Source organism: Actinomycetospora sp. NBRC 106375 (genome assembly GCF_030269665.1).
Lineage (GTDB): Bacteria > Actinomycetota > Actinomycetes > Mycobacteriales > Pseudonocardiaceae > Actinomycetospora.
In genome coordinates this window covers 158,872-180,022 of record NZ_BSTS01000011.1, presented here as the reverse complement: position 1 = coordinate 180,022, position 21,151 = coordinate 158,872, and the positions used below count along the sequence as shown (strand labels likewise).

Sequence of the window (21,151 nt, the reverse complement as noted above, 5' to 3'; positions counted from 1 at the left end):
GGTGTCGTGACGGACGAGGACCCGGAAGGCGCCGCGCTGCGCGCGCTGGTCGAGCCACGCCGTCGCGCGATCCTGCGCCTGGTCGCCCACGACGAGCTCTCCGCCGGGGAGATCGCGGCGACGTTCGAGGTCACCCGGCCCGCGGTCAGCCAGCACCTCACGGTGCTCAAGGACGCCGGCCTGCTCACCGAGCGACGGGACGGCACCCGCCGGCTCTACCGGGCCCGCCCCGAGGGCCTCGACGGGCTGCGCGGGTTCCTGGACGACATGTGGGGCTCGTCGCTGGACGCCGCGCGCCGGATCGTCGAAACCGACAGGGGGATCACCGATGGCCGCTCCGCGACCGGCTGAGACCGTCACGGCGCTGCGCCGCCCGCCGATCCGGCAGGCGACGACCGTGCGCAGCGACCGGGAGCACACCTTCGACGTGTTCGTCGCGACGATCGGGCAGTGGTGGCCGCTGCAGCCCTACTCGGCCGGCAAGGACCGGGTCCGCGGGGTGCACGTCGAGCCGCGCGTCGACGGCCGGGTGTACGAGCGCTGGGACGACGGCACCGAGGTCGACTGGGGCCGGCTGCTCGCGTGGTCGCCGCCCGAGCGGTTCGTCATGACCTGGAACATCACCCCGGTCCCGACCGAGGTCGAGCTGACGTTCACCGCGCTCGGCCCGTCGCTGACGCGCGTCGCCGTCGAGCACCGCGGCTGGGAGGCCCTCTCCGAGGCCCAGCTGGGCGAGGACTGCGCCCGCCCCGGCGGCTACCGCGGCGGCGCGTTCGTCCGCGGCTGGGAGGAGATCCTCGGCGCGTTCGCCGCGGCGGTCTGATCAGGCGGCACCCCGCGCGGCGACGAGGTCGAGCGCCACGTCGACGATCATGTCCTCCTGGCCGCCGACGAGCCCGCGGCGCCCGATCTCGACGAGGAGCTCGCGGGTGTCGACGCCGTACTGCACGGCGGCGTTCTCGGCGTGGCGCAGGAAGCTGCCGTAGACCCCGGCGTAGCCCAGGGTCAGCGTCTGGCGGTCGACGCGGACGGGGCGGTCCTGCAGCGGGCGCACGAGGTCGTCGGCGGCGTCCTGCAGGGCGAAGAGGTCGCAGGCGTGGGTCCAGCCGTAGGTGTTCGCGACGGCGACGAACGCCTCGATCGGCGTGTTCCCCGCCCCCGCGCCCTGCCCGGCCAGCGACGCGTCGACACGGACGGCGCCGTGCTCGACCGCGACGACGGAGTTGGCCACCGACAGCGAGAGGTTCTCGTGGGCGTGGATGCCGATCTGGGTCTCGGGCCGCAGCACCTCGCGGTAGGCGTCCAGGCGCGCCGCGACGTCGGGCATCGTCAGGCGGCCGCCGGAGTCGGTGACGTAGACGCAGTGGGCGCCGTAGTCCTCCATCAGCTTCGCCTGCCGCGCGAGCTCGGCGGGCGGGGCCATGTGGCTCATCATGAGGAAGCCGGAGACGTCCATGCCGAGCTCGCGGGCGGTCGCGATGTGCTGGGCGGCGACGTCGGCCTCGGTGCAGTGGGTGGCCACGCGGACCGAGCGGACGCCGAGGTCGTGGGCCTTCGTCAGCTCGGCGATGGTGCCGATGCCCGGCAGCAGCAGGGTGGTCAGGACCGGGGTGTTCTCGCTCGCCTCGATCGCCTCGGCGGCCGCGGCGATCCACTCCCAGTCGGTGTTCGAGCCCGGCCCGTAGGTGAGGCTGGCGCCGGCGAGCCCGTCGCCGTGGGAGACCTCGATGGCGTCGACGCCGGCGTCGGCGAGCGCGCGGGTGATCGTGCCGACCGCGCCCGGCGCGAGGCGGTGGCGGATGGCGTGCATGCCGTCCCGCAGGGTCACGTCCTGGATGTAGAGGCTCATCGCGTGCTCCGGGTGGCTGCGTGTCCGGCCAGTTCCTCGCCGACGCGCAGGGCGGCCGAGGTCATGATGTCGAGGTTGCCGGCGTACGCCGGGAGGTAGTGCGCGGCGCCCTCGACCTCGAGGAACACCGACACCTGGTGGGTGGGGCGTGCCCCGTCGCCGATGAGCGTGTGCAGCGGCTGGTCGTCGGGGATCGCCCGGACCTGCACGGCCTGCTTGAGGCGGTAGCCGGGCACGTACTCGGCAACGGTCTTGACCATGGCCTCGACGGCGCTCGTCACCTCGGCGGCGAGGGTCGGCCCGTCCGCCGGGTCGGCGGCGTCGCCGACGAGGCAGAGCACGGTGTCGCGCATGATCAGCGGCGGCTCGGCGGGGTTGAGCACGATGATCGCCTTGCCGCGGCCGGCCCCGCCGACCTGCTCGATCGCCGCGGCGGTGGTCTCGGTGAACTCGTCGATGTTGGCGCGCGTGCCGGGGCCCGCCGACTTCGACGCGATCGACGCGACGATCTCCGCGTAGGGCACGGGGGCCACCGACGCGACGGCGGCGACGATCGGGATGGTGGCCTGGCCGCCGCAGGTGACCATGTTGACGTTGCCGGCGTCGCCGAGCTGCTCGAGGTTCACGGGCGGCACGACGTACGGGCCGATCGCGGCCGGCGTGAGGTCGACCAGCCGCTTGCCGTACGGGCGCAGGATCTCGGCGTTGGCGACGTGGGCCTTCGCCGAGGTGGCGTCGAAGACGATGGCGAGGTCGTCGAACCCGTCGAGCTCGGTCAGACCTCTCACGCCGGTGTCGACCGCGGCGATGCCGAGGCGGCGGGCGCGGGCGAGGCCATCGGAGTCGGGGTCGATGCCGACCAGCGCGGCGACCTCGAGCGTCTCCGACAGCCGAACGATCTTGAGCATGAGGTCGGAGCCGATGTTGCCGGACCCGATGATCGCGACTTTCGTGGTCACGGTGTCTCCTTCGCGAACGTGACGGCGACGTCGCCGAGGCCGGTGATGTGGGCGGAGTACGCGTCGCCGGGCGTCACGGGGACCATCGGGCCGAGCGCGCCGGACAGGACGACCTCGCCGGCGCGCAGCGGTTCGCCGAGGTCGCGGGCGGTGCGGGCCAGCCAGGCCAGCGCGGCCAGCGGGTGGCCGAGGCAGGCCTCGCCGGCGCCGCTCGAGACGGTCTCCTCGCCGCGCCGCAGGGTCATGGTGACGTCGACGGGGTTCGTCCGGTCGAGCCCGACCTGCTCGGGGCCGAGGACGTACAGCCCGCTGGAGCCGTTGTCGGCGACCGTGTCGCCGAACGTGATGTCCCAGCCGGCGATGCGGCTGTCGACGATCTCGAGCGCCGCCCGCTGGTGGTCGACGGCGGCGCGGACGTCGGCGTCGGTCAGGTCGGGGCCGTCGAGGTCGGCGCCGAGCACGAACGCCACCTCGGCCTCGATCCGCGGCTGCAGCAGGCGCCCGGCGGCGACCGTGCCGTCGTGCTCCACGGGCATGTCGTCGAACAGCACCCCGAAGTCCGGGCTGGCGACGCCGAGCTGCGCCTGCACCGTCGGATTGGTCAGACCAATCTTGCGGCCGACCGTTCGGGCGCCCGCTGCCGTGCGTCGCGCGGTGAGCCGGCGCTGTACGGCGTAGGCGGCGGCGACGTCGTCGGGGCCGATGAGGTCGCGGACCGGGGCGCAGGGTGTCCCGGTGTCGGCGGCGTCGAGGAGGCGTTCGGCGGCCTGGTCGACGCCGGCGGTCGTGGTGGGCACGCGGAGCACGGTGCCGGTCCCGAGCCGCGCGAGACCAGCACCGAGTTCCGGTGAGCTGAACTCTCGAGGTGGTGGCGGGGAGCCCCGAGAAGCAGCGAACGCCGCGTTCGCTGCACAGGGTCAGGTGCCCGAGGCGCGGCGGGCGAGCATGGCGGCGATGCCGCCGGCGGCGGCGCGGACGGCGTCGGCGTGGCGTTCGGGGCGGAAGCGGTGCACGGGGCCCGTGACGCTCACGGCCGCGCGCACGCCCGCGCCGGGTTCGGGCACCGGGGCGGCGACGCAGGTGATGCCGACCGCGGACTCCTCGTGCTCGAAGGCCACGCCGCGCCCGAGGATCTCGTCCAGCTGGGCGCGCAGCACCGGGACGTGGGTGATCGTGCGCGGCGCCCGCCGCTCGAGGGACACGGAGAGCACGGACGACCGCACCTCCACCGGCGCGTGCGCCAGCAGCACCTTGCCGATCGCCGTGGCGTGCAGCGGCATCCGCCCGCCGAGGCGCGAGGGCGAGCGGGCCTGGCGGTGCCCACCCATCTTCGCGACGTAGACGACCTCGTGGCCCTCGCGCACGCCGAGGTGCACGGTCTCGTGGGTGAGCTCGTAGAGGTCCTCGAGGAACGGGGTCGCGACCTCGAGGAGCCCGCGCCCGACCGACGCCCGCATGCCCAGCTCGAAGACCAGCCCGGAGAGGCGGTAGCGGCCCTCGACGCGCTCCAGGAGCCCGTGCTCGACGAGCTCGCCGAGGGTGCGGTGCACGGTGCTGCGGGCCATGCCGGTGCGCCGGTGGATCTCGGCGAACCCCAGGCCGGCGTCCTCGGCGGCGAACGCCTGCAGGACGGCCAGCGCCTTGCCCAGCACCGTGACCGGCACCCCGGGTGTCGGCGCGGACGTCATGGGACCCTCCTCGATACACTGGACCGTACGACGTTCGCCCGTGCGTGCGCGCTGGCCCGTTCCCTCGAGGAGGACCCGTGCCCCCACGTCGCCGCAAGGACAGCGGCAAGGAGAGCCGGGCGAGCACCGCGTCCGGGCTCTCCGCCGAGCGGATCATCGATGCGGCCCTCGTCATCGCCGACGAGGAGGCCGACCTCGACCGCCTGACGGTCCGCCGCCTCGCCGCCGACCTCGACGTCGGCGTCATGACGCTCTACGGCTACTTCCGCAACAAGGACGAGATCCTCGACGCGATGGGCGACCGGATCCTCGGGTCGATGACGCTGCCCGAGCAGGCCGCCACCGAGCCGGCCGCGGCGCTGCGCGACCTCGGGCACGCGTTCCTGGCGATGATGCGCGACCACCCGAGCGTCGTCCGCCTGCTCGCCACCCGCGTCACCGACAGCCCCGGCGCGCTGGTCAACGCCATGGAGGGCGTGCTCGAACGCCTCGCCGTCGCCGGCATCACCGGGCCGCGCGCGGTGCACGCCTACGGCTTCCTCATCACCTACGCACTCGGCTTCTCCGCCTACGAGGCCCCCCGGGCCTGGGGCCGCGCGCAGGACGCCGCCGCTACGGCCGAGGCCCGCCGCCAGCGGACCCACTTCTACGCGGGTCTGTCGCGCGAGCGCTTCCCGCACACCGTCGACCTCGCCGACGACCTGCCGACCCTGCCCACCGACGAGCAGTTCGCCGACGGCCTGGAGACCTGGATCGCGGGGTTCGTCGCGACCGTCCCGGCGACCACCGGCGCCTGACCGCAGCAGGACGCCGGACCCGTCGCGCCGACGGGTCCGGCGTCCTGGCGATCCGGTCGGAGGAGGTCAGCTCCCGGCGGCCGGCACCGCCTTCGGCTCCGCCGCGGGGGTCTCGACCGGGGCGCCCTCCGTCGGGTCCGTCGAGGCCGGCATCCGCAGCGCGAGCCCGGCGAGCAGGGAGACGACGGCGCCGACCGCCATGTAGACGGCGATGCCGACCCAGCCGCCGGACTCCTGCAGCGACGCGGCGATCGCCGGCGCGAACCCGTTGCCCAGGATCGTGCCGATCGTGAAGCCGATCCCCATGCCGCTGAAGCGCAGCGCGGCCGGGAAGACGCCCGAGAAGTACGCGGGGAAGACCGCGTAGTTCGCCGAGTAGGCCAGGAACACGATGACGAAGCCGAGCAGCATCAGCCCGTAGTTCCGGGTGTTCAGCAGCGCGAACCAGATGAAGGGGGTGACGACGAGGGCGGCCCCGCCGGCGAGGAACACCGCGCGGACACCGAACCGGTCGGCGAGCCGGCCCGCGACCGGGATGGCGACGAGCAGCACGACGGCCGCGGGCAGCAGCACCCCGAGCATCGCGGGGCTCGACAGGCCCAGGGCGGTCTTCCCGTAGGAGATCGAGAAGACGGTCGTGAGCGTGAAGACCATGCCGGCCGAGATCGTGGCCAGGGCGACGAGGACGACCGAGCGCCCGCTGCCGCGCAGCACCTCGACCAGCGGCAGGCGGCGCACGGCGCCGGCCCGCTGGATCGCGAGGAAGTCGGGGCTCTCCTCGAGCGTGAGTCGCACGACGAGCCCGACCACCACCAGCACGGCGCTGACCAGGAACGGGATGCGCCAGCCCCACGACATCAGGGCCGGCTCGGGCAGCGTCAGCACGGCGAGGAAGACCAGGTTCGAGAGGATCATGCCGGCCGAGGTGCCGGTGTTGACCAGCGCGCCGCGCAGCCCGCGCCGGGACTCCTCGGAGTGCTCGACGGTCATGAGCACGGCGCCGCTGTACTCGCCGCCGACCGAGATGCCCTGCAGCACGCGGAGCAGCACCAGCAGGATCGGTGCGGCGATCCCGATGCTCGCGTAGGTCGGCAGCAGGCCGATGAGGAACGTCGAGCCGCCCATCATCAGCAGCGTGATCACGAGGATCGTCCGCCGCCCGATGCGGTCACCGAAGTGCCCGAAGACGAGGGCGCCCAGGGGGCGCGCGACGTAGCCGACCCCGAACGTCGACAGCGCGATGAGCGTGCCGGCGAGCGGGTTGAACGTCGGGAAGAACAGCTTCGCGAAGACCAGCGAGGACGCCAGGCCGTAGATCGCGAAGTCGTAGTACTCGATGGTGGTGCCGATCCAGCTGGCGACCACGGCCTTCGCCGGACTGCGGCGAGGTCCGGTGGTGACGGACATGCGGGACTCCCGGGGGGAGGGGCGGAGAAGTCGCCGGCCGGCGCCGGGAGCTTCGCGGATACCCGACGTTGCCGTGTGCGACCTCGCTGGTGAGCACAGCGCCCGTTCGGGTGTTCGTACTTTGTACGGTGCGCCGCCCGGCCGTCAAGAACCGATTCCTCGATCGCGCTGCGTCGTCACCCAACGGAAACAGAAGCCCGCGTGACAAGCGTGGAGCGATGTGCGATGTTTCGTACCGTACTAAGTACGGCGACGGAGGACGGAGGCTCGATGGACGACGCGGTGATGGACCTCGAGGTCGTCGGACTGCGCCGCGAGGCGGACGGCGTCCTCGCGGTGGAGCTGCGCGACCACCGGGACCGCCTGCTGCCGGCCTGGGCGCCCGGCGCGCACGTCGACCTCGCGGTCGGCGGGCACGTGCGGCAATACTCGCTGTGCGGCGACCCCGCCGACCGCCGGCGCTACCGCGTCGCGGTGCTGCGCGAGCGCGACTCCCGCGGGGGGTCGGCGCACGTCCACGAGCGGCTGCGCCCCGGCGACGAGGTCGAGGTCGGCGGGCCCCGCAACCACTTCCCGCTGGCCGACGCCGAGCGTCACGTGCTCGTCGCCGGCGGCATCGGGATCACCCCGGTGCTGACGATGGCCACGGAGCTCGCCGCCCGCGGCGCCGACTGGCGGCTCGTCTACCTCGGACGCTCGCGGCGCAGCATGGCCTTCCTGGAGGACCTCGGGAGGCTGGACCGCGGCACGAAGCGCAGCGGAGCTGCCGCGCCGGAGGCGCACGCGGACCGCGTGACCGTCCACGCCGACGACGTCGACGGCGTCCCGGACCTCGGGCGCCTGCTGAAGGGCCTCGACGCCGACACCGCGCTCGCCGTCTGCGGGCCGCCCGGGCTCATCGCCGCGGTCGAGGCGCACTGCGCGGAGCAGGAGCTGCCGGCGCCGCGCGTGGAGCGGTTCGCCGCGGCCGCGCGGGACGAGCACGAAGAGCTGACCCCGTTCGACGTCGTCGTCGCCAGCACCGGGCGCCGGATCACCGTCCCGGCCGGGCGCTCCGCGCTCGAGGCCCTCGACGAGGCCGGCTACGCGCTGCCCAACGCCTGCCGTGACGGCGTCTGCGGCAGCTGTCTCGTCGGCGTCGTCGCGGGCGAGCCGCGGCACCGCGACGCCCTCACCGAGCCCGACCGCACCGACGTCATGGCCCCGTGCGTGTCCCGCGCGCGGTCGGCCGAGCTCGTGCTGGACCTCTGAGCCTCCCGACCACCACAGGAGTTCCCCGTGACCACCGAAGCCGCGCCCGACGAGGTCGCCCCCCGCCGCCCGCGCCTCTCGCGCCGCTACGTCGAGCGCGTCGCCGAACCGGGCCCGCCGGTGCAGACCGGGTCCGACTGGTCGACGTGGAGCACCTACGACCGCGCCGAGCTGGGGTTCCGCGACCACTGGTACCCGGCGGTGTGGGCGCACGAGGTCGGCCGCACGCCCGTGCCGGTGACGATCTGCGGCGAGAAGGTCGTGCTCGTCCGCGACGACCGGACCGGCGCGATCAAGGGCCTGCACGACCGCTGCCCGCACCGCGGGGTGCCGCTGTCACTGGGCCGCCGCCAGTTCCCCGGGACGATCTCGTGCCCGTACCACGGCTGGACCTACGACCTCGAGGACGGCCGGCTCGCCGCCGTCATCACCGACGGCCCCGACTCCCCCATCTGCGGCAAGGTGTCAGTCGCGACCTACCCCGTGCAGGAGCGCCTGGGGCTCGTGTTCGTCTACATCGGGGAGCTCCGCGAGGACGGCACCCCGCCGCCGGTCGAGGACGACATCCCGGCCGAGCTGACGCAGAACACGCTCGTGCTCGGCGGCCGCAACGAGATCCGCGACGGCAACTGGCGCTTCGCCGCCGAGAACGGCTTCGACGAGGGCCACGCCAAGTACCTGCACAACACGGCGCTGTGGCGGCTGTTCAAGGTCATGCCGACGTGGAACAGGACGCGCATCGTCGAGCGCGACGGCTGGCTCATCCGCGTGCAGGACGAGGTCCACTGGGAGGCCGAGTTCCCCGGCGTCGGGCGGTTCAGCAACAAGCGCTGGTGGAAGCGCATGCCGCTGCCCGACCGGCCCGGCAAGAACGGCGACGCCAACCCCGTGATCGCCGCGCTGGACCTGCCGGGGTTCGTCAGCATCCGGCTGCCCGGCATCCTGCGCGTCGCGTACCCGCAGTTCCTCCACTACGAGTGGTACGTCCCGGTCGACGCCGACCACGTGCGCTACGTGCAGCTGATGGTCCGCTTCGAGACGGGCTGGAAGGCCGCGGCGTTCAAGGCGACGTACCTCACCGCGATCCGGTGGCTCTTCCACGGCCAGTTCACCGCGCAGGACGCGTGGATGGTCGACGTCATGGACTCGCCGCCCGAGCGGCTCTACCGCCCCGACCTCTCGCTCACCGCGTGGCGCAAGCACATCGAGGACAGCGACGTCGTGGTCCAGACGGTGGCGCGCCGTGGCCACTAGGACGGCCCTGCTCTCCCACGGCCGGCGCGGTGCCGTGGGCGGGCCGGTCACGGTCGTCCTGCACGGCGGCGGGCCGGGCTGCCACGCGGCGAGCGACTTCGCCGCGGTGATGGACGCCCGCCCGGGCCGGTCGTGGCTGTGGGCCGACCTGCCGGGCTACGGCCTCTCCCCCGCCGCGTCCGGGCCCCGGTTGGGCGCGGCGGCGCGGGCGCTCGTCGACCTGCTCGACGGCCTCGGGATCGAGCGGGCCGACGTGCTCGCGCAGTCCTACGGCGGGTCGGTCACACTGCTCGCCGCGAGCGGGGCACCGGACCGGTTCCGGCGGCTCGTCCTCGTCGGCAGCACGCCTACGCCCGCACCCGGGGGCGTTCCCGACCTGCTCGACCCCGAACTCGGTGCCCGCCTGAGGGCGGCGTACGCCGGCGACGGCCGTCCCAGCGCCGGCCGGATGCGCGAGTTGATCGGTCAGGCCGAATGGCACGACCGGTCCCGCGTCCCGGACGCCTTGGTCGACGCCCGCTTTCGGTCCGACCAAAGTGCCGCGGGTGCGCCCGGCACCCCCGAGGACCTGGGCGACCGGCTCGCGCACGTCACCGCGCCCGTCGACCTCGTCTGGGGACGGCACGACCCCTTCGCCGGGCCGGCCTACGCCGCCGCGCTCGCCGACGCCCTGCCCCGCGCCGACCTCACCGTCCTGCACGCCACCGCCCACCACCCGCAGTCCGAGCGACCCGACGCGGTCGCCGCGATCGTGGACGCCCACCTGAGGAGCTCCTCGTGATCCGCACCGCCGCCGTCGTCGTCACCGCGGCCGCCGCCACCGCCGTCGCCACGCGCACCGGGCTGCTCGCCAGGCTCGGCCGGCGCACCACCGTCCGCACGGTGCACCCGGTCCGATGAGCACCCCGCCGCTGACCGCATCCCTCACCGCGCAGCAGCGCACGTGGATCGACGACGCCTGCGCCCGCCTCGACGCGACACGCCTCACCGAGCTGGTGGTCGGCATGGTCGACATCCCCAGCCCCACGGGCGAGGAGGGCCCGCTCGCCGCGTGGCTCGCCGGGCAGCTCGACGCCGCGGGCCTCGCCGGGCGCGTCCAGCCCCTCGACGACCGCCAGGCCAACGCCCACGGCCGCCTCGCCGGCGACGGCACGGGCGAGAGCCTGCTGCTCTACGCGCCCATCGACACGTTCACGGTCGGCGACCCGGCCGAGGACGTCCCGTGGATCGGCCCGGAGCTGCGCGCCGACATGCGGCCCCGCGCGCAGGTCCACGGCGACCACGTCCTGGGCCTCGGCGCGAGCAACCCCAAGGGCCACGGCGCCGCGGTGATCGCGGCGGCCGAGGCGGTCGCGCACGCCGGCGTCCCGCTGCGCGGCGACCTGCTCGTGGGTCTCGGCGCGGGCGGCATGCCCACCAACGGGCGCGCCACGCAGGGTCTCGTCCGGCGCAACACCGGCCAGGGCGTCGGCGCCTCCTTCCTGCTCGAGCAGGGCGTGTGGGCCGACCACGCGGTGATCGCCAAGCCGGGCTGGGCCGTGGCGTGGGAGGAGGTCGGGCTCTGCTGGTTCGAGGTCCGGGTGCACGGCGCGTTCTCCTACGTCGGCTCGCGGCACCGCATGCCCTACCGCAACGCCGTCGGCCACGCCGCGACGGTGATCGACGCGCTCGAGCGCTGGTTCCCGCAGTACAGCGCGCGGCACACCGACGGGCTCGTCGCGCCGCAGGGCGTCGTCGCCTCGGTCGAGGGCGGGTGGCCGCGCCTCGCGTCCGCGACGTCGGCGCTGTGCCGGTTCACCGTCGACCTGCGCACCAGCCCGCGCTCCACCCCCGCCGACGTGCGCCGGGAGTTCTCCGCGGCGATCGCCGCGATCGTCGCCGAGCACCCCGATCTCGACGTCGACTGGGACATGGTGCTCGCGATCCCGGGGACGTCGACGCCGCAGGACGCCCCGGTCGTCGCCGCGGCGATCGCCGCCTGGGAGGAGCTCGAGGGCCGCCCGCACGCCCCGATCGTCGCGAACAGCGGCGCCACCGACGCCAACATCCTGCGGAACCGCGGCCTGCCCACCGCACGCATCGGCATGGACCGCATCGGGCCCGACGCCCCGATCCCGCTGGACTTCCCGGCCGGGATGAACGTCGTCGACATCCGGGAGGCCCTGCGGCTGGCCCGGCACCTCGTGCACACCGCCGTCTCCCTGTGCACGCGAGAGAGGACACCGTCGTGAGCGACATCGTGCTCGGCCTGGGCGCCTCGCACAGCACGCTGATGAACACCCACTGGGACGAGGTCGACCACCTCCCCGAGGCGCACCGCTTCCGCGACGGCCTCGCCGCCGCCCGCGACGCCCTCGCGGCCGCCCGGCCCGACGCCGTCGTGGTCGTCGGGTCCAACCACTTCCGCGGCATGTTCCTCGACCTCATGCCTGCGGTGACGGTCGGCGTCGGCGAGGTCCTCGGCGCCGGCGAGGCCGGCACGCCGGGCGGCCCGCTGCCCGTCGACACCGACCTCGCCCGCCACCTCGTCGACGGCATGGTCGCCGACGGCTTCGACCCGGCGTTCTCGCTGCGCCTGACCGTCGACCACGGCATCACGCACTCGCTGCAGCACCTCGTGCCGGACCTCGACGTGCCGGTCGTCCCGGTCGTGGTCAACATGTTCGCGCCGCCGCTGCCGCCGCTCGCCCGCGTCCACCGGCTCGGGGCGACCATCGGGCGGGTGCTGCGCGAGGACGGCGTCGACCGGCGCGTCGCCCTCGTCGCCTCCGGCGGGCTCTCGCACCGGCTGCCGTGGCCGAAGTGGTTCGCCGCGCTGTCGGACGACGACCGCTTCCTCGTCGAGGCCTGGCTCAACGGCCGCACCTCGTGGAGCGAGTACGAGGTCCGCCGCCGGCAGATCATCCGGGCGGCCGAGCCGGACATCAACAGCGAGTTCGACGCCCGCTTCCTGCGGATGCTCGAGGTCGGCGACGTCTCGCCCGTCCTCGCGATGACCGACGACGAGCTGGAGCGCGAGGCCGGCAACGGCGCCCACGAGCTGCGCTCCTGGCTCGCCGTGCACGCCGCCCTCACCGGACCCGACGGGCTCCCGCACGCGACGACCGCGGCCTACGCGGCCGTCGGTCCCTGGCTCACCGGCATGGGGGTCAGCATCATGACCCCCGCCGGCACGACCCCCACCACGTCCACCACCGGCACCCTGGAGGCCGCCCGATGACCCTCTGGACCGACCTCGCCGAGGTCGACTACGCGATCAGCCACGAGCCCGTCGGCGGCGCCCGCACCCGCGTGCTGCGGGCCGGCCAGGGTCCCGAGCACGTGGTCATGCTCCACGGCACCAGCGGCCACCTCGAGGCCTTCGTCCGCAACATCCCGGCGTTCGCGCAGCGCTTCACCGTGCACGCGCTCGACATGCTCGGGCACGGCTACACCGAGAACCCCGGCGGCGACCTGCGCATCCCGCGCTACGTCGAGCACGTGCTGGCCTACCTGGACGCCCGGGGCATCGAGCGGGCGCACTTCGTGGGTGAGTCCCTCGGCGGCTGGGTGTCCGCGCGCCTGGCCGCCGACCACCCCGAGCGGGTCGGGCGCCTCGTGCTCGTCGCGCCCGGCGGCACCGTGGCGAACCCCGAGGTCATGGAGCGCATCCGCACCAGCACCCGCCTCGCGGTCGAGACCGACGACACGGCCCTGACGCGCAGCCGCCTCGAGCTGCTCATGCACGACCCGGCGAACGTCACCGACGAGCTCGTCGACGTCCGGCACACGATCTACCACCGGCCGTCGTTCGTCGCGGGTATCGACCACCTGCTGTGCCTGCAGCAGAGGGAGAACCGGACCGAGGATCTGCTGGCGCCCGAGCAGATGGCGCGCATCCAGGCCCCGACGCTGATCGTGTGGGGCGCGCAGAACCCGTTCGGCGACGTCCCCGAGGCGCACCGCATGCAGGAGTCGATCCCCGGCGCCAAGCTGGAGGTCTTCGGGGAGTGCGGCCACTGGCCCCAGCACGAGCACAGCGCCCGGTTCGACGACCTCGCGCTGACGTTCCTGTCATGAGCGGCCGGGCACTGAGGGTGGGGTTGCGCGTCCCGCCGTGCGCGCCGGTCGGGGACCTCGTCGCGTTCGCGCGCGACGCCGAGGCCGCGGGGCTCGACCAGCTCTGGTTCCCGGACTCCCAGCTGCTGTGGCGCGACGTCTTCGCCGTCACCGCCGCGGTCGCGGCCGGGACCGAGCGGGTCGGCGTCGGCACCGCGGTCACCAACGTCGCCACCCGGCACCCCGCCGTGGTCGCGTCGGCCGCCCGGACCGTCGGGGAGGTCGCGCCGGGCCGGTTCGTGCTCGGACTGGGCGTCGGCAACAGCTCCGTCGGCCCGGTCGGCATGTCCCCGTCGACGGGTCGCGCGTTGCGCGAGGGCATGGCGACGATCCGGTCGCTGCTGGCCGGCGAGGACGTCGACTTCCACGGCGTGACCTCGCGCCTGCGCGACCCGGTCGACGTGCCGCTGCACCTGGCCGCGAGCGGGCCCCGCAACCTGCGCCTCGCCGGCGAGACGGCCGACGGCGCGATCCTGCTCTCCGGGGTCGCGCCGGGGCCGCTGGCGTTCGCGACCGCGCGGGTCGCGGAGGGCGCGCAGGCCGCGGGCCGCGCCGTCGGACCGACCGGGGTGCCGATCACCGTGTCCGCCTACTGCCGGGTCACCGACGACGTCGAGCGCGACGCCCGCGCCCTCAAGCCGGTGTGCGTGGAGATCGCACGCAACGGCGGGGGCGCGGCCCTCGCCGCCGCCGGCGTGGACGTCACGGCGCCGGAGCGTGTCGAGGGCGTCTACCCCGACCTCGTGCACGCCGAGGACTGGGATGCCGCCGTGCGGTTCTGCGACGCGTACGTCTCGGACGAGGCCGTCGTGCGCTTCGCCCGCGAGTTCTGCCTGGTCGGGTCGGCCAAGGAGATCGACGCGCGCCTCACCGAGCTCGCCGCGGTCGGGGTGGACGGCGTGTTCCTGCAGCACGTCGGGTCGTACGACCTCCCGCACCGGCTGCTCGCCGACGTCGCTCGCGACGTGCTGCCGGCGATCCGGTCACGATGACGGTGCTCGGCGAGCTCGCGGCGCGGTCGCGGGCGGCGGCACGCGACGCCGGGCGGGAGACGCGGCGGCTCGCCGCCCGCCAGGTCGTCGACGTCCTCGGCTGCGTCGCGTCCGGCGCGGGACACCCCGTCGCGCGGACGTGGCTGCCGCTGGTGCCGACCGATCCCGGCGGCGTCGTCGTCCCCGGCCTGCCGGCGGGCTACCGGCTGGACGACGCCGTCGCGGTGGGCGCGACGCTCGCGCACCTCGACGAGCTGGACCCGCTGCACGGCCGCGCGGCGTTCGCCGCGGGCGCGGTGGTGGTCCCGACCGCCCTCGCACTGGCGACCGCCCGCGGCGCGAGCGGGGAGCTGCTGGCCCGCGCGGTCGTCGCCGGGCACGAGGCCGGGATCGAGGCGAGCCTGCGCTGCGGAGGCCCCGCGCTCTACGACCGCGGGCTCTGGCCGACCGCGGTGTTCGGCCCGCTCGCGGCCGCCGCGACGGCCGCCGTGCTGCTCGGCCTCGACGACGCGGCCACCACCGCCGCGCTCGCGCTCGCGTCCACCGGGCTCGGCGGGTTCCTGTCCGCCGACGTCCTCGGCCACGGCCACTACCTGCGCAGCGGCAGCGCCGCGCGGACCGGGCTGGCGGCCGCGCTCGGGGCGCGGGCCGGGCTCTCGGTGTCGACGACGCTGCTCGACGGCCCCGTCGCCGCGCTGCTCGGCGACGCCCCGGCACCGCCCTCCCCGACCGGGGCGCCCCACCTCGCCGAGGTGGCCACCAAGACCTGGCCGTGCGCCCGCCCACTGCAGGCGGCGCTGGCGGCGCTCTCCGCGCTCGAGGGGACCGTGCTGCGCGACGGCGACACCGTCGTCGTCGCCCTCCCCACCGCGGCCGGCCACTTCGTCACCGACGACCCGGCCCCGACCGACCCGACCGCCGCCGCGGCGAGCGCCGTCGTCGCGGTGCGCGGCCACGCGGCGGGACGGGCCGCCGAGCCGGGCTGGTACCGGGAGGTCGCGGCCGGCGCCGTCGCCGCGCCGGACATCACGGTCCGGCAGGAGCCCGCGGCCGACCTCGACGCGACGTTCCCGGCGCGGTGGGGCGCGCACGTCCGCGTCGAGCGCGGCGGGCGCACGCTCGGGACGGCGTCGTGCCTCGACCCGGAGCCGCTGGGTGACGACGCCCTGCTCGCCCGCGCCTCCCGGCTCGCCGGGCGCGACCTCACGCCGTGGTCCGACCTCGACGCCCTCCCCGGGACCCGTCGTCACAGGACTGTTGCTTGACGGCGAGCCGGGGCTCGTTCACCGTCCCGTACACAGTACGAACCGTCACCACCACCCCGCGGAGGCCCCGATGACCACTCCCCGCTCCGCCGACTACGTCGTGGTCGGTGCCGGCACCGCCGGGTGTGTCGTCGCCCGCCGCCTGCTCGAGCGCACCGGCGCGACGGTCGTGGTCGTCGAGGCCGGCGGCCCGCCCGAGGGGATCGCGTCGTCGGGCGACCCGGCCCGCTGGGTGGAGAACATCGGCGCCCCGCACGACTGGGCCTACTCCTACGGGCCCGAGGAGCACCTCGACGGGCGCACGCTCCTCCTGTCCCGGGGCAAGGTGCTCGGCGGCTCCGGCAGCACGAACGCCCTGGTCTGGGTGCACGGCCACCGCGCCGACTACGACGGGTGGGCCGCCGCGGGCGCCACCGGCTGGAGCCACGACGAGGTCCTGCCGTACTTCCGGCGCGCGGAGGAGATCGGCGTCGAGCGGGCCACCGACCTGCACCCCGTGGCGCAGGCCCTCGTCGAGGCCGGTGTCAGCTACGGCATGCCGGCGCTCGAGGACATCAACGTCGCCGAGCCCCTCGGCGCCGGCCCGATCACGATGGACGTCCGGGACGGCGCGCGCACGAGCACGTGGACCGGCCACCTGCGTCCCGTGCTCGACGACGAGCGCCTCACGCTCGTGACCGGCGAGGTGACGGGGCTGTCGCTGCGGGGCCAGCGGTGCACGGGCGTCACCGTCCGGACCGCCGAGGGGGAGGCCGACATCCGCGCCGACCGCGAGGTCGTGCTCTGCGCGGGGTCGATCAACACCCCGCGCCTGCTGCTCGGGTCGGGCATCGGACCCGCCGGCCACCTCCGGGACGTCGGGATCACCCCGGTGCTCGACCTGCCGGGGGTCGGCGAGAACCTCCAGGAGCACCCGATCATCGCCGGCCCGTGCTTCGAGGCCGCGGAGCCGCTGCCCGCGCCGACCCACAACCTCGAGGGCTCGATGGCCTTCTGGCGCAGCGCGGCCGACGTGACCGTGCCCGACCTGACCTACGTCTCGGTCCAGATCCCCTACGTGTCCGCCGAGGTCGCCGCCGAGCACCCCGTGCCGGCGAACGCCTTCGTGCTCGCCCCCGGCCTCATGCGCGTCCGCAGCCGCGGGCGCCTGCGGCTGACGGCGGGCGGCGGGCTCGACATCCGCGCGAACATGCTGGACGACCCGGCCGACGTCGAGGCCGCCGTCGCGGGCGTCGAGATCGGCCTCGAGCTCGCCGACCAGCCGGCGTTCCGCAAGCTCGTCGCCCGCCGGGTCGCCCCGGGCACCGCGACCGACCGATCGTCGCTCACGCGGTTCGTCCGGCAGTCGGCGATGCCGTACTTCCACCCCGTCGGCACCTGCGCCATGGGCACCGGCGACGACGCCGTCGTCGACCCGCAGCTGCGGGTCCGTGGGATCGAGGGTCTGCGTGTCGCGGACGCCTCGGTGATGCCGACCATCACCTCGGCCAACACGAACGCCCCGACCGCGATGATCGCGGAGAAGGCCGCCGACCTCGTCGCCTGAGCTCTCACCGGGAGAAGCCCACCACCATGCCCCAGCCCCACACGCTCGTCGTGAACGGTGAGACCGTCGAGGTCGACGTCGCCGGCCTGCCCCTGCTCGCCGACGTGCTGCGCGACCGGCTGCGCCGCACCGGCACGAAGGTGGCGTGCGGACGCGGCGAGTGCGGCGCCTGCACGGTCCTCGTCGGGGGCCGCCCCACGATGGCCTGCATCACCCCGGCCGTGCTCGTGCGCGAGCCGGTGGAGACCGTCGAGGGGCTCGCGGCGGAGAGCGCCGACCTGCGCGCCGCGTTCGCCGACAGCGGCGCGTTCCAGTGCGGCTTCTGCACCCCGGGGCAGGTGGTGGCTGCGACGGCGCTGCTGCGCGACGGCCTCCCGGCCGCCGACGAGGACCGGCGGGCGCACGTGGGCCACGAGCTCTCGGGCAACGTCTGCCGCTGCACCGGCTACCAGGCGATCGTGGACTCGGTCTGCGCCGTCGCCGCCGCCCGCGACGGGGTGTCGTCGTGACCTGGGTCGGGCGTCGCGTCCGCCCGCTCGACTGGGACGACCGCAGCGCGGGACGGACGCTGTTCACCGCGGATCTGGGCGGCGACCACCTGGTCGGCCGGGTGCTGCGCTCACCGCACCCGTACGCCGAGATCGTCGCGATCGACACCGCCCGCGCCCGCCGGATGCCGGGCGTGCACGCCGTCATCACGGCCGCGGACTTCGCGCCGGACGCGCTCTACGTCCACCGCGGCGGGCCGCTCTCGGACCGCCCGCCGCTCGCGCGCGGCGTCGTGCGCCACGTCGGGCAGGAGGTCGCCGCCGTGGCCGCGGAGACGGCGGCGCAGGCCGAGGCCGCGCTCCGCGCGATCCGCGTGCGCTACCGGCCGCGGCCCGCCCCGCTGACGCCGACCGCGGCCCGCGCCGCCGGGGCACCGACGCTGCACGAGCGGACCACCGACGAGCCCAACGTCGCGATGCTCCTCGACATGACCTGGGGCGACCCCGACGCCGGGCGGGCCGCGGCGGCCGTGACCGTCGAGGGCTCGTTCGCCTACCCGAGCGTGTCGCACGCGGCCATGGAGCCGAACACGACGCTCGCCGCGTGGGACGCCGACCACGGGCGCGTCGAGCTGTGGACGTCCACGCAGGCGCCGTGGTTCATCGCCAAGGAGGTCAGCCAGCTGCTGGGCCTCGACCACGACGACGTCGTCGTGCGCGAGGGCGCGACCGGCGGCGGGTTCGGCAGCAAGTCCAAGGCCTCCGAGCACGAGGTGCTCGCCGCCGCCCTGGCCCGGGCCGCCCGCCGGCCGGTGCTGCTCGCGCTCTCCCGCGAGGAGGAGTTCGGGTCGAACAAGCCGCGGCACCGCTTCGAGACCCACCTGCGCACGCACGCCGACGCCGACGGGGTGCTGCGCGCGCTCGACGCCGAGATCGACGTCGACAACGGCTCCTACAACCACATGGGCAGCTCGGTGATGCGCGTCGGCGTCATCACCCTGGGGTCGATGTACCGGCCGGACGGGGTCCGGTTCGTCTCCCGCCTCGTCGACACCGCGACCCAGCCCGGCGGGCAGTTCCGCGGCTACGGCACCCCGCAGGTGTCGCTGGCGATGGAGTCGCAGGTCGACGAGATCGCCGCCCGCCTGGGCCTCGACCCGATCGCGATGCGGCTGCGTAACCTCGCGCCCGAGCACGCCGAGACCCTCTGCGGCTACCGGGTGGGCACCAACCGGCTCGGCGACTGCCTCGTCGCCGTGCGCGACGGGCTGGACTGGGACGTCGCGCGCGCCGCGGCGCGGTCGTCCGGCGCGGTGCGGCGGGGCTGGGGGGTGGCGGCCGGATCGCACGGCAGCGGTGCCTACGCCTACGAGCAGGCCAACCGCAGCGACGCCGCCGTCGACCTGTTCGCCGACGGGCGGGTGCGGGTGCGTCACGGGGGCTCCGACGCCGGGACCGGCCAGAACACGATCCTCGCGCAGATCGCCGCCGACGAGCTGGGCGTGGACCTGGGCGACGTCGCGGTGCTCTCGATGGACTCCGACCGCACCCCGTTCGAGCTCGGGGCCTGGTCGTCGCGCGGGACGCACATGACGGGGTCGTCGGTGGGGCAGGCGAGCCGCGAGCTCGCCGACCGGCTGCGGCGCCTCGCCGCGGACAAGCTCGGCACCTCGGCCGACGCCGTGACGCTGCGCGGCGGACGGGCACGCTCGGACGCCGGCGACGTCGAGCTGGGCGACCTCGTCGACCTCTCCGGCGAGGCCGTCGACGGCGCGGCGTCGGAACCCGTGCTGAGCCACGAGACGAGCTACCTCCTCGAGGGCACCGAGATGCTCGCCCCCGGCAAGGACCGCGCGAACCTCTCCCCCAGCTACGCGTTCGCCGCGCACGGCGCCGTCGTCGACGTCGACACCCGCACCGGGCAGGTCCGCGTCGCGGACTACCTCGCCGCCCACGACGTCGGGCGCGCGATCAACCCCACCGCCGTCGAGGGCCAGATCGTCGGCGGCGCGGTGATGGGCCTGGGCGCCGCGCTCGGCGAGGACCTCGTGCGCGAGGGCGGGCGCGTCGTCAACCCGACCTACCTGCACTACGCGCTGCCCCGCAACGCCGACGTGCCGTCGGTGCGCGCGCACATCGTCGCGGGCCACGAGGCGGCGGGCCCGTACGGCGCGAAGTCGGTCGGCGAGATGTCGATCGTGCCGCCGGGTGCGGCGGTCGCGAACGCCGTCGCCGACGCGGTGGGGGTGCGCATCCGGGAGCTGCCGATCACGCCGGACAAGGTGATCACCGCGCTCGCCGAGCAGGAGGGGCGGCGCCGCCGCCACGGGATCTGGCGGCGGCCGTCGCGGTGGTGGATCGCGGCGATCCGCGCGCTCTACCCGCTGGGCCTGCACCACGTCCTCGACCGCTGGGGCACCCGGCTGGGCGCCGCCCGCCGCGCGCGGCGTCACGACCCCGCCCCGCCGCCAGAGATCCGGATGCCCGCCGACCTGGGCGAGGCGCTGTCCGCGCTGCGCTCACCGCGGGCCGCCGCCCTCGGCGGCGGCACCGACCAGCTGCCCGACCGGCCGCGCCAGGCCCGCCCGGCGCCCGTGCTCGTCGCCGTCGGCACGCTGCCCGAGCTGCGCCGGATCGAGGTCCACCGGCACGAGGGCGGCGGGGAGCACCTGCACGTCGGCGGCGCCGTCACGCTCGCCGAGCTCGCCCGCCATCCCGCCACGCCGACGGCGCTCGCCGAGGCGGTGCGCGGGATCGCGTCGCCCCAGATCCGGAACACCGCCACCGTCGCGGGCAACCTCGTCCAGGCCAAACGCTGCTGGTTCTTCCGCAACGGCTTCGACTGCTACAAGCGCAACGGCGCCACGAGCCCCTGCTACGCGATCCTGGGCGACCACCGCTTCCAGCACGCCGCCGTCGACGGCCACCGCTGCCAGGCCGTCACGCCCTCGGACGTCGGGAACGTCCTGCCCGCCCTCGACGCCGTGCTGACGCTGGCCCGCGGGGACGGCAGCCGCCGCGAGGTCGGCGCGTCGGCGTTCTACTCCGGCCCGGGCGAGACCGTCCTGCGCGACGACGAGATCCTCGTGGCCGTCGACGTCCCGCTGCCGGCCGGGCGGCGCAGCGCCTACACGAAGCTCGGCCTCTACACCGGCGACTTCGCGACGGCGGCGGCCGCGCTGAGCGTCGTGGTCGGCGAGGACGGGCGCTGGCACGACGTGCGGCTGGTGCTCGGTGCCCTCGCCCCGACCCCGTGGCGGCTCACCGAGGTCGAGGACGCCCTGCGGGGGACGCGGCCCACGGTCGCCGGGGTGCGTCGGCTCGTCGACCGCGTCCTGGACGCACACGCCCATCCGCTGCCCCGCAACGGGTGGAAGCTCGACGCCGCCGCCGGGCTCTGCGAGCAGGCCGTCGAGGAGATCGTCACCGGCGCCGCGGCCGCGGTCCCGGAGCGGCCCGCCGTGACACCGGCGGGGGTCTGACCACCCCCGCTGCGAGCGACGACGCGGCGATGAGGCACCGTGCGGAGCCGTCATCGACGCGGTATCGGCGCCCGG

Annotated in this window: 20 protein-coding genes; 15 read left to right on the top strand and 5 right to left on the bottom strand. The window is 75.3% G+C overall.

What is annotated here, in order from left to right; all coding sequences use genetic code 11:
* Nucleotides 1-6: 6 nt before the first annotated feature.
* Together QSK03_RS19675 and QSK03_RS19670 are read left to right on the top strand one after the other, a co-directional pair.
* Nucleotides 7-351, top strand: coding sequence for an ArsR/SmtB family transcription factor (locus tag QSK03_RS19675; protein ID WP_285655499.1), 345 nt, complete (start codon nucleotides 7-9; stop codon nucleotides 349-351).
* Nucleotides 329-823 (top strand): SRPBCC domain-containing protein, encoded by a 495-nt coding sequence (locus QSK03_RS19670; RefSeq protein ID WP_285655497.1) that lies wholly within the window; start codon nucleotides 329-331, stop codon nucleotides 821-823. Before QSK03_RS19675 ends, QSK03_RS19670 begins: the two co-directional genes overlap by 23 nt.
* Here QSK03_RS19670 and dmpG read toward each other — a convergent pair whose 3' ends face one another.
* The 4 genes from dmpG to QSK03_RS19650 form a co-directional block, all read right to left on the bottom strand.
* On the bottom strand, nucleotides 824-1,849 hold the full coding sequence (gene dmpG, locus QSK03_RS19665; protein WP_285655495.1) for a 4-hydroxy-2-oxovalerate aldolase: 1,026 nt from the start codon (nucleotides 1,847-1,849) through the stop codon (nucleotides 824-826). It lies immediately after the preceding gene.
* Nucleotides 1,846-2,808 (bottom strand): acetaldehyde dehydrogenase (acetylating), encoded by a 963-nt coding sequence (locus QSK03_RS19660; RefSeq protein WP_285655493.1) that lies wholly within the window; start codon nucleotides 2,806-2,808, stop codon nucleotides 1,846-1,848. The genes dmpG and QSK03_RS19660 overlap by 4 nt, the downstream gene beginning before the upstream one ends.
* Nucleotides 2,805-3,605 (bottom strand): 2-keto-4-pentenoate hydratase, encoded by an 801-nt coding sequence (locus QSK03_RS19655; RefSeq protein WP_285655491.1) that lies wholly within the window; start codon nucleotides 3,603-3,605, stop codon nucleotides 2,805-2,807. The genes QSK03_RS19660 and QSK03_RS19655 overlap by 4 nt, the downstream gene beginning before the upstream one ends.
* A 120-nt stretch (nucleotides 3,606-3,725) precedes the next feature.
* Complete coding sequence (locus tag QSK03_RS19650; protein ID WP_285655489.1) at nucleotides 3,726-4,496, bottom strand: IclR family transcriptional regulator; 771 nt, start codon at nucleotides 4,494-4,496, stop codon at nucleotides 3,726-3,728.
* Nucleotides 4,497-4,573: 77 nt separating this feature from the next.
* On the opposite strand from QSK03_RS19650, the gene QSK03_RS19645 reads away from it, so the two are divergent.
* Complete coding sequence (locus tag QSK03_RS19645; protein ID WP_285655487.1) at nucleotides 4,574-5,293, top strand: TetR/AcrR family transcriptional regulator; 720 nt, start codon at nucleotides 4,574-4,576, stop codon at nucleotides 5,291-5,293.
* A 66-nt stretch (nucleotides 5,294-5,359) separates the two neighbouring features.
* Here QSK03_RS19645 and QSK03_RS19640 read toward each other — a convergent pair whose 3' ends face one another.
* Nucleotides 5,360-6,700: an MFS transporter gene (locus QSK03_RS19640; RefSeq protein ID WP_285655485.1), complete on the bottom strand. Its 1,341-nt coding sequence runs from the start codon at nucleotides 6,698-6,700 to the stop codon at nucleotides 5,360-5,362.
* A 270-nt stretch (nucleotides 6,701-6,970) separates the two neighbouring features.
* Here QSK03_RS19640 and QSK03_RS19635 point away from each other — a divergent pair, with 270 nt between their 5' ends.
* The 12 genes from QSK03_RS19635 (at nucleotide 6,971) to QSK03_RS19580 (ending at nucleotide 21,076) form a co-directional block, all read left to right on the top strand.
* Nucleotides 6,971-7,951, top strand: coding sequence for a PDR/VanB family oxidoreductase (locus tag QSK03_RS19635; protein ID WP_285655484.1), 981 nt, complete (start codon nucleotides 6,971-6,973; stop codon nucleotides 7,949-7,951).
* Between the two features lie 27 nt (nucleotides 7,952-7,978).
* The gene (locus tag QSK03_RS19630; RefSeq protein ID WP_285655482.1) at nucleotides 7,979-9,205 is read left to right on the top strand and encodes a Rieske 2Fe-2S domain-containing protein; all 1,227 of its coding nucleotides are present in this window, start codon (nucleotides 7,979-7,981) and stop codon (nucleotides 9,203-9,205) included.
* Nucleotides 9,195-9,986, top strand: coding sequence for an alpha/beta fold hydrolase (locus QSK03_RS19625; protein WP_285655480.1), 792 nt, complete (start codon nucleotides 9,195-9,197; stop codon nucleotides 9,984-9,986). The genes QSK03_RS19630 and QSK03_RS19625 overlap by 11 nt, the downstream gene beginning before the upstream one ends.
* On the top strand, nucleotides 9,983-10,105 hold the full coding sequence (locus QSK03_RS19620; RefSeq protein ID WP_285655478.1) for a hypothetical protein: 123 nt from the start codon (nucleotides 9,983-9,985) through the stop codon (nucleotides 10,103-10,105). Before QSK03_RS19625 ends, QSK03_RS19620 begins: the two co-directional genes overlap by 4 nt.
* Nucleotides 10,102-11,436: a zinc-binding metallopeptidase family protein gene (locus QSK03_RS19615; protein ID WP_285655475.1), complete on the top strand. Its 1,335-nt coding sequence runs from the start codon at nucleotides 10,102-10,104 to the stop codon at nucleotides 11,434-11,436. The genes QSK03_RS19620 and QSK03_RS19615 overlap by 4 nt, the downstream gene beginning before the upstream one ends.
* Nucleotides 11,433-12,425, top strand: coding sequence for a DODA-type extradiol aromatic ring-opening family dioxygenase (locus QSK03_RS19610; protein WP_285655473.1), 993 nt, complete (start codon nucleotides 11,433-11,435; stop codon nucleotides 12,423-12,425). The genes QSK03_RS19615 and QSK03_RS19610 overlap by 4 nt, the downstream gene beginning before the upstream one ends.
* A complete protein-coding gene (locus QSK03_RS19605) occupies nucleotides 12,422-13,264 on the top strand; it encodes an alpha/beta fold hydrolase (protein ID WP_285655472.1) in 843 nt (280 codons plus the stop codon). Before QSK03_RS19610 ends, QSK03_RS19605 begins: the two co-directional genes overlap by 4 nt.
* Nucleotides 13,261-14,295 carry an LLM class flavin-dependent oxidoreductase gene (locus QSK03_RS19600; protein WP_285655458.1) on the top strand — a complete coding sequence of 345 codons (1,035 nt, stop codon included), beginning with the start codon at nucleotides 13,261-13,263 and terminating at the stop codon, nucleotides 14,293-14,295. Before QSK03_RS19605 ends, QSK03_RS19600 begins: the two co-directional genes overlap by 4 nt.
* Complete coding sequence (locus QSK03_RS19595; protein WP_285655452.1) at nucleotides 14,292-15,560, top strand: MmgE/PrpD family protein; 1,269 nt, start codon at nucleotides 14,292-14,294, stop codon at nucleotides 15,558-15,560. The genes QSK03_RS19600 and QSK03_RS19595 overlap by 4 nt, the downstream gene beginning before the upstream one ends.
* 70 nt (nucleotides 15,561-15,630) lie before the next feature.
* Nucleotides 15,631-17,106, top strand: a complete 1,476-nt coding sequence (locus QSK03_RS19590; protein ID WP_285655449.1) for a GMC family oxidoreductase — start codon at nucleotides 15,631-15,633, stop codon at nucleotides 17,104-17,106.
* A 26-nt stretch (nucleotides 17,107-17,132) separates the two neighbouring features.
* Complete coding sequence (locus QSK03_RS19585; RefSeq protein ID WP_285655447.1) at nucleotides 17,133-17,615, top strand: (2Fe-2S)-binding protein; 483 nt, start codon at nucleotides 17,133-17,135, stop codon at nucleotides 17,613-17,615.
* The gene (locus QSK03_RS19580; RefSeq protein ID WP_285655445.1) at nucleotides 17,612-21,076 is read left to right on the top strand and encodes a molybdopterin cofactor-binding domain-containing protein; all 3,465 of its coding nucleotides are present in this window, start codon (nucleotides 17,612-17,614) and stop codon (nucleotides 21,074-21,076) included. Before QSK03_RS19585 ends, QSK03_RS19580 begins: the two co-directional genes overlap by 4 nt.
* Nucleotides 21,077-21,151: the final 75 nt, after the last annotated feature.

Bases quoted from the DNA above. Each gene is read 5' to 3' on its own strand.
- QSK03_RS19670 (WP_285655497.1), top strand. From the start codon at position 329: ATGGCCGCTCCGCGACCGGCTGAGACCGTCACGGCGCTGCGCCGCCCG.
- dmpG (WP_285655495.1), bottom strand. From the start codon at position 1,849: ATGAGCCTCTACATCCAGGACGTGACCCTGCGGGACGGCATGCACGCC.
- QSK03_RS19650 (WP_285655489.1), bottom strand. From the start codon at position 4,496: ATGACGTCCGCGCCGACACCCGGGGTGCCGGTCACGGTGCTGGGCAAG.
- QSK03_RS19640 (WP_285655485.1), bottom strand. From the start codon at position 6,700: ATGTCCGTCACCACCGGACCTCGCCGCAGTCCGGCGAAGGCCGTGGTC.
- QSK03_RS19635 (WP_285655484.1), top strand. From the start codon at position 6,971: ATGGACGACGCGGTGATGGACCTCGAGGTCGTCGGACTGCGCCGCGAG.
- QSK03_RS19615 (WP_285655475.1), top strand. From the start codon at position 10,102: ATGAGCACCCCGCCGCTGACCGCATCCCTCACCGCGCAGCAGCGCACG.
- QSK03_RS19605 (WP_285655472.1), top strand. From the start codon at position 12,422: ATGACCCTCTGGACCGACCTCGCCGAGGTCGACTACGCGATCAGCCAC.
- QSK03_RS19600 (WP_285655458.1), top strand. From the start codon at position 13,261: ATGAGCGGCCGGGCACTGAGGGTGGGGTTGCGCGTCCCGCCGTGCGCG.
- QSK03_RS19595 (WP_285655452.1), top strand. From the start codon at position 14,292: ATGACGGTGCTCGGCGAGCTCGCGGCGCGGTCGCGGGCGGCGGCACGC.
- QSK03_RS19590 (WP_285655449.1), top strand. From the start codon at position 15,631: ATGACCACTCCCCGCTCCGCCGACTACGTCGTGGTCGGTGCCGGCACC.
- QSK03_RS19585 (WP_285655447.1), top strand. From the start codon at position 17,133: ATGCCCCAGCCCCACACGCTCGTCGTGAACGGTGAGACCGTCGAGGTC.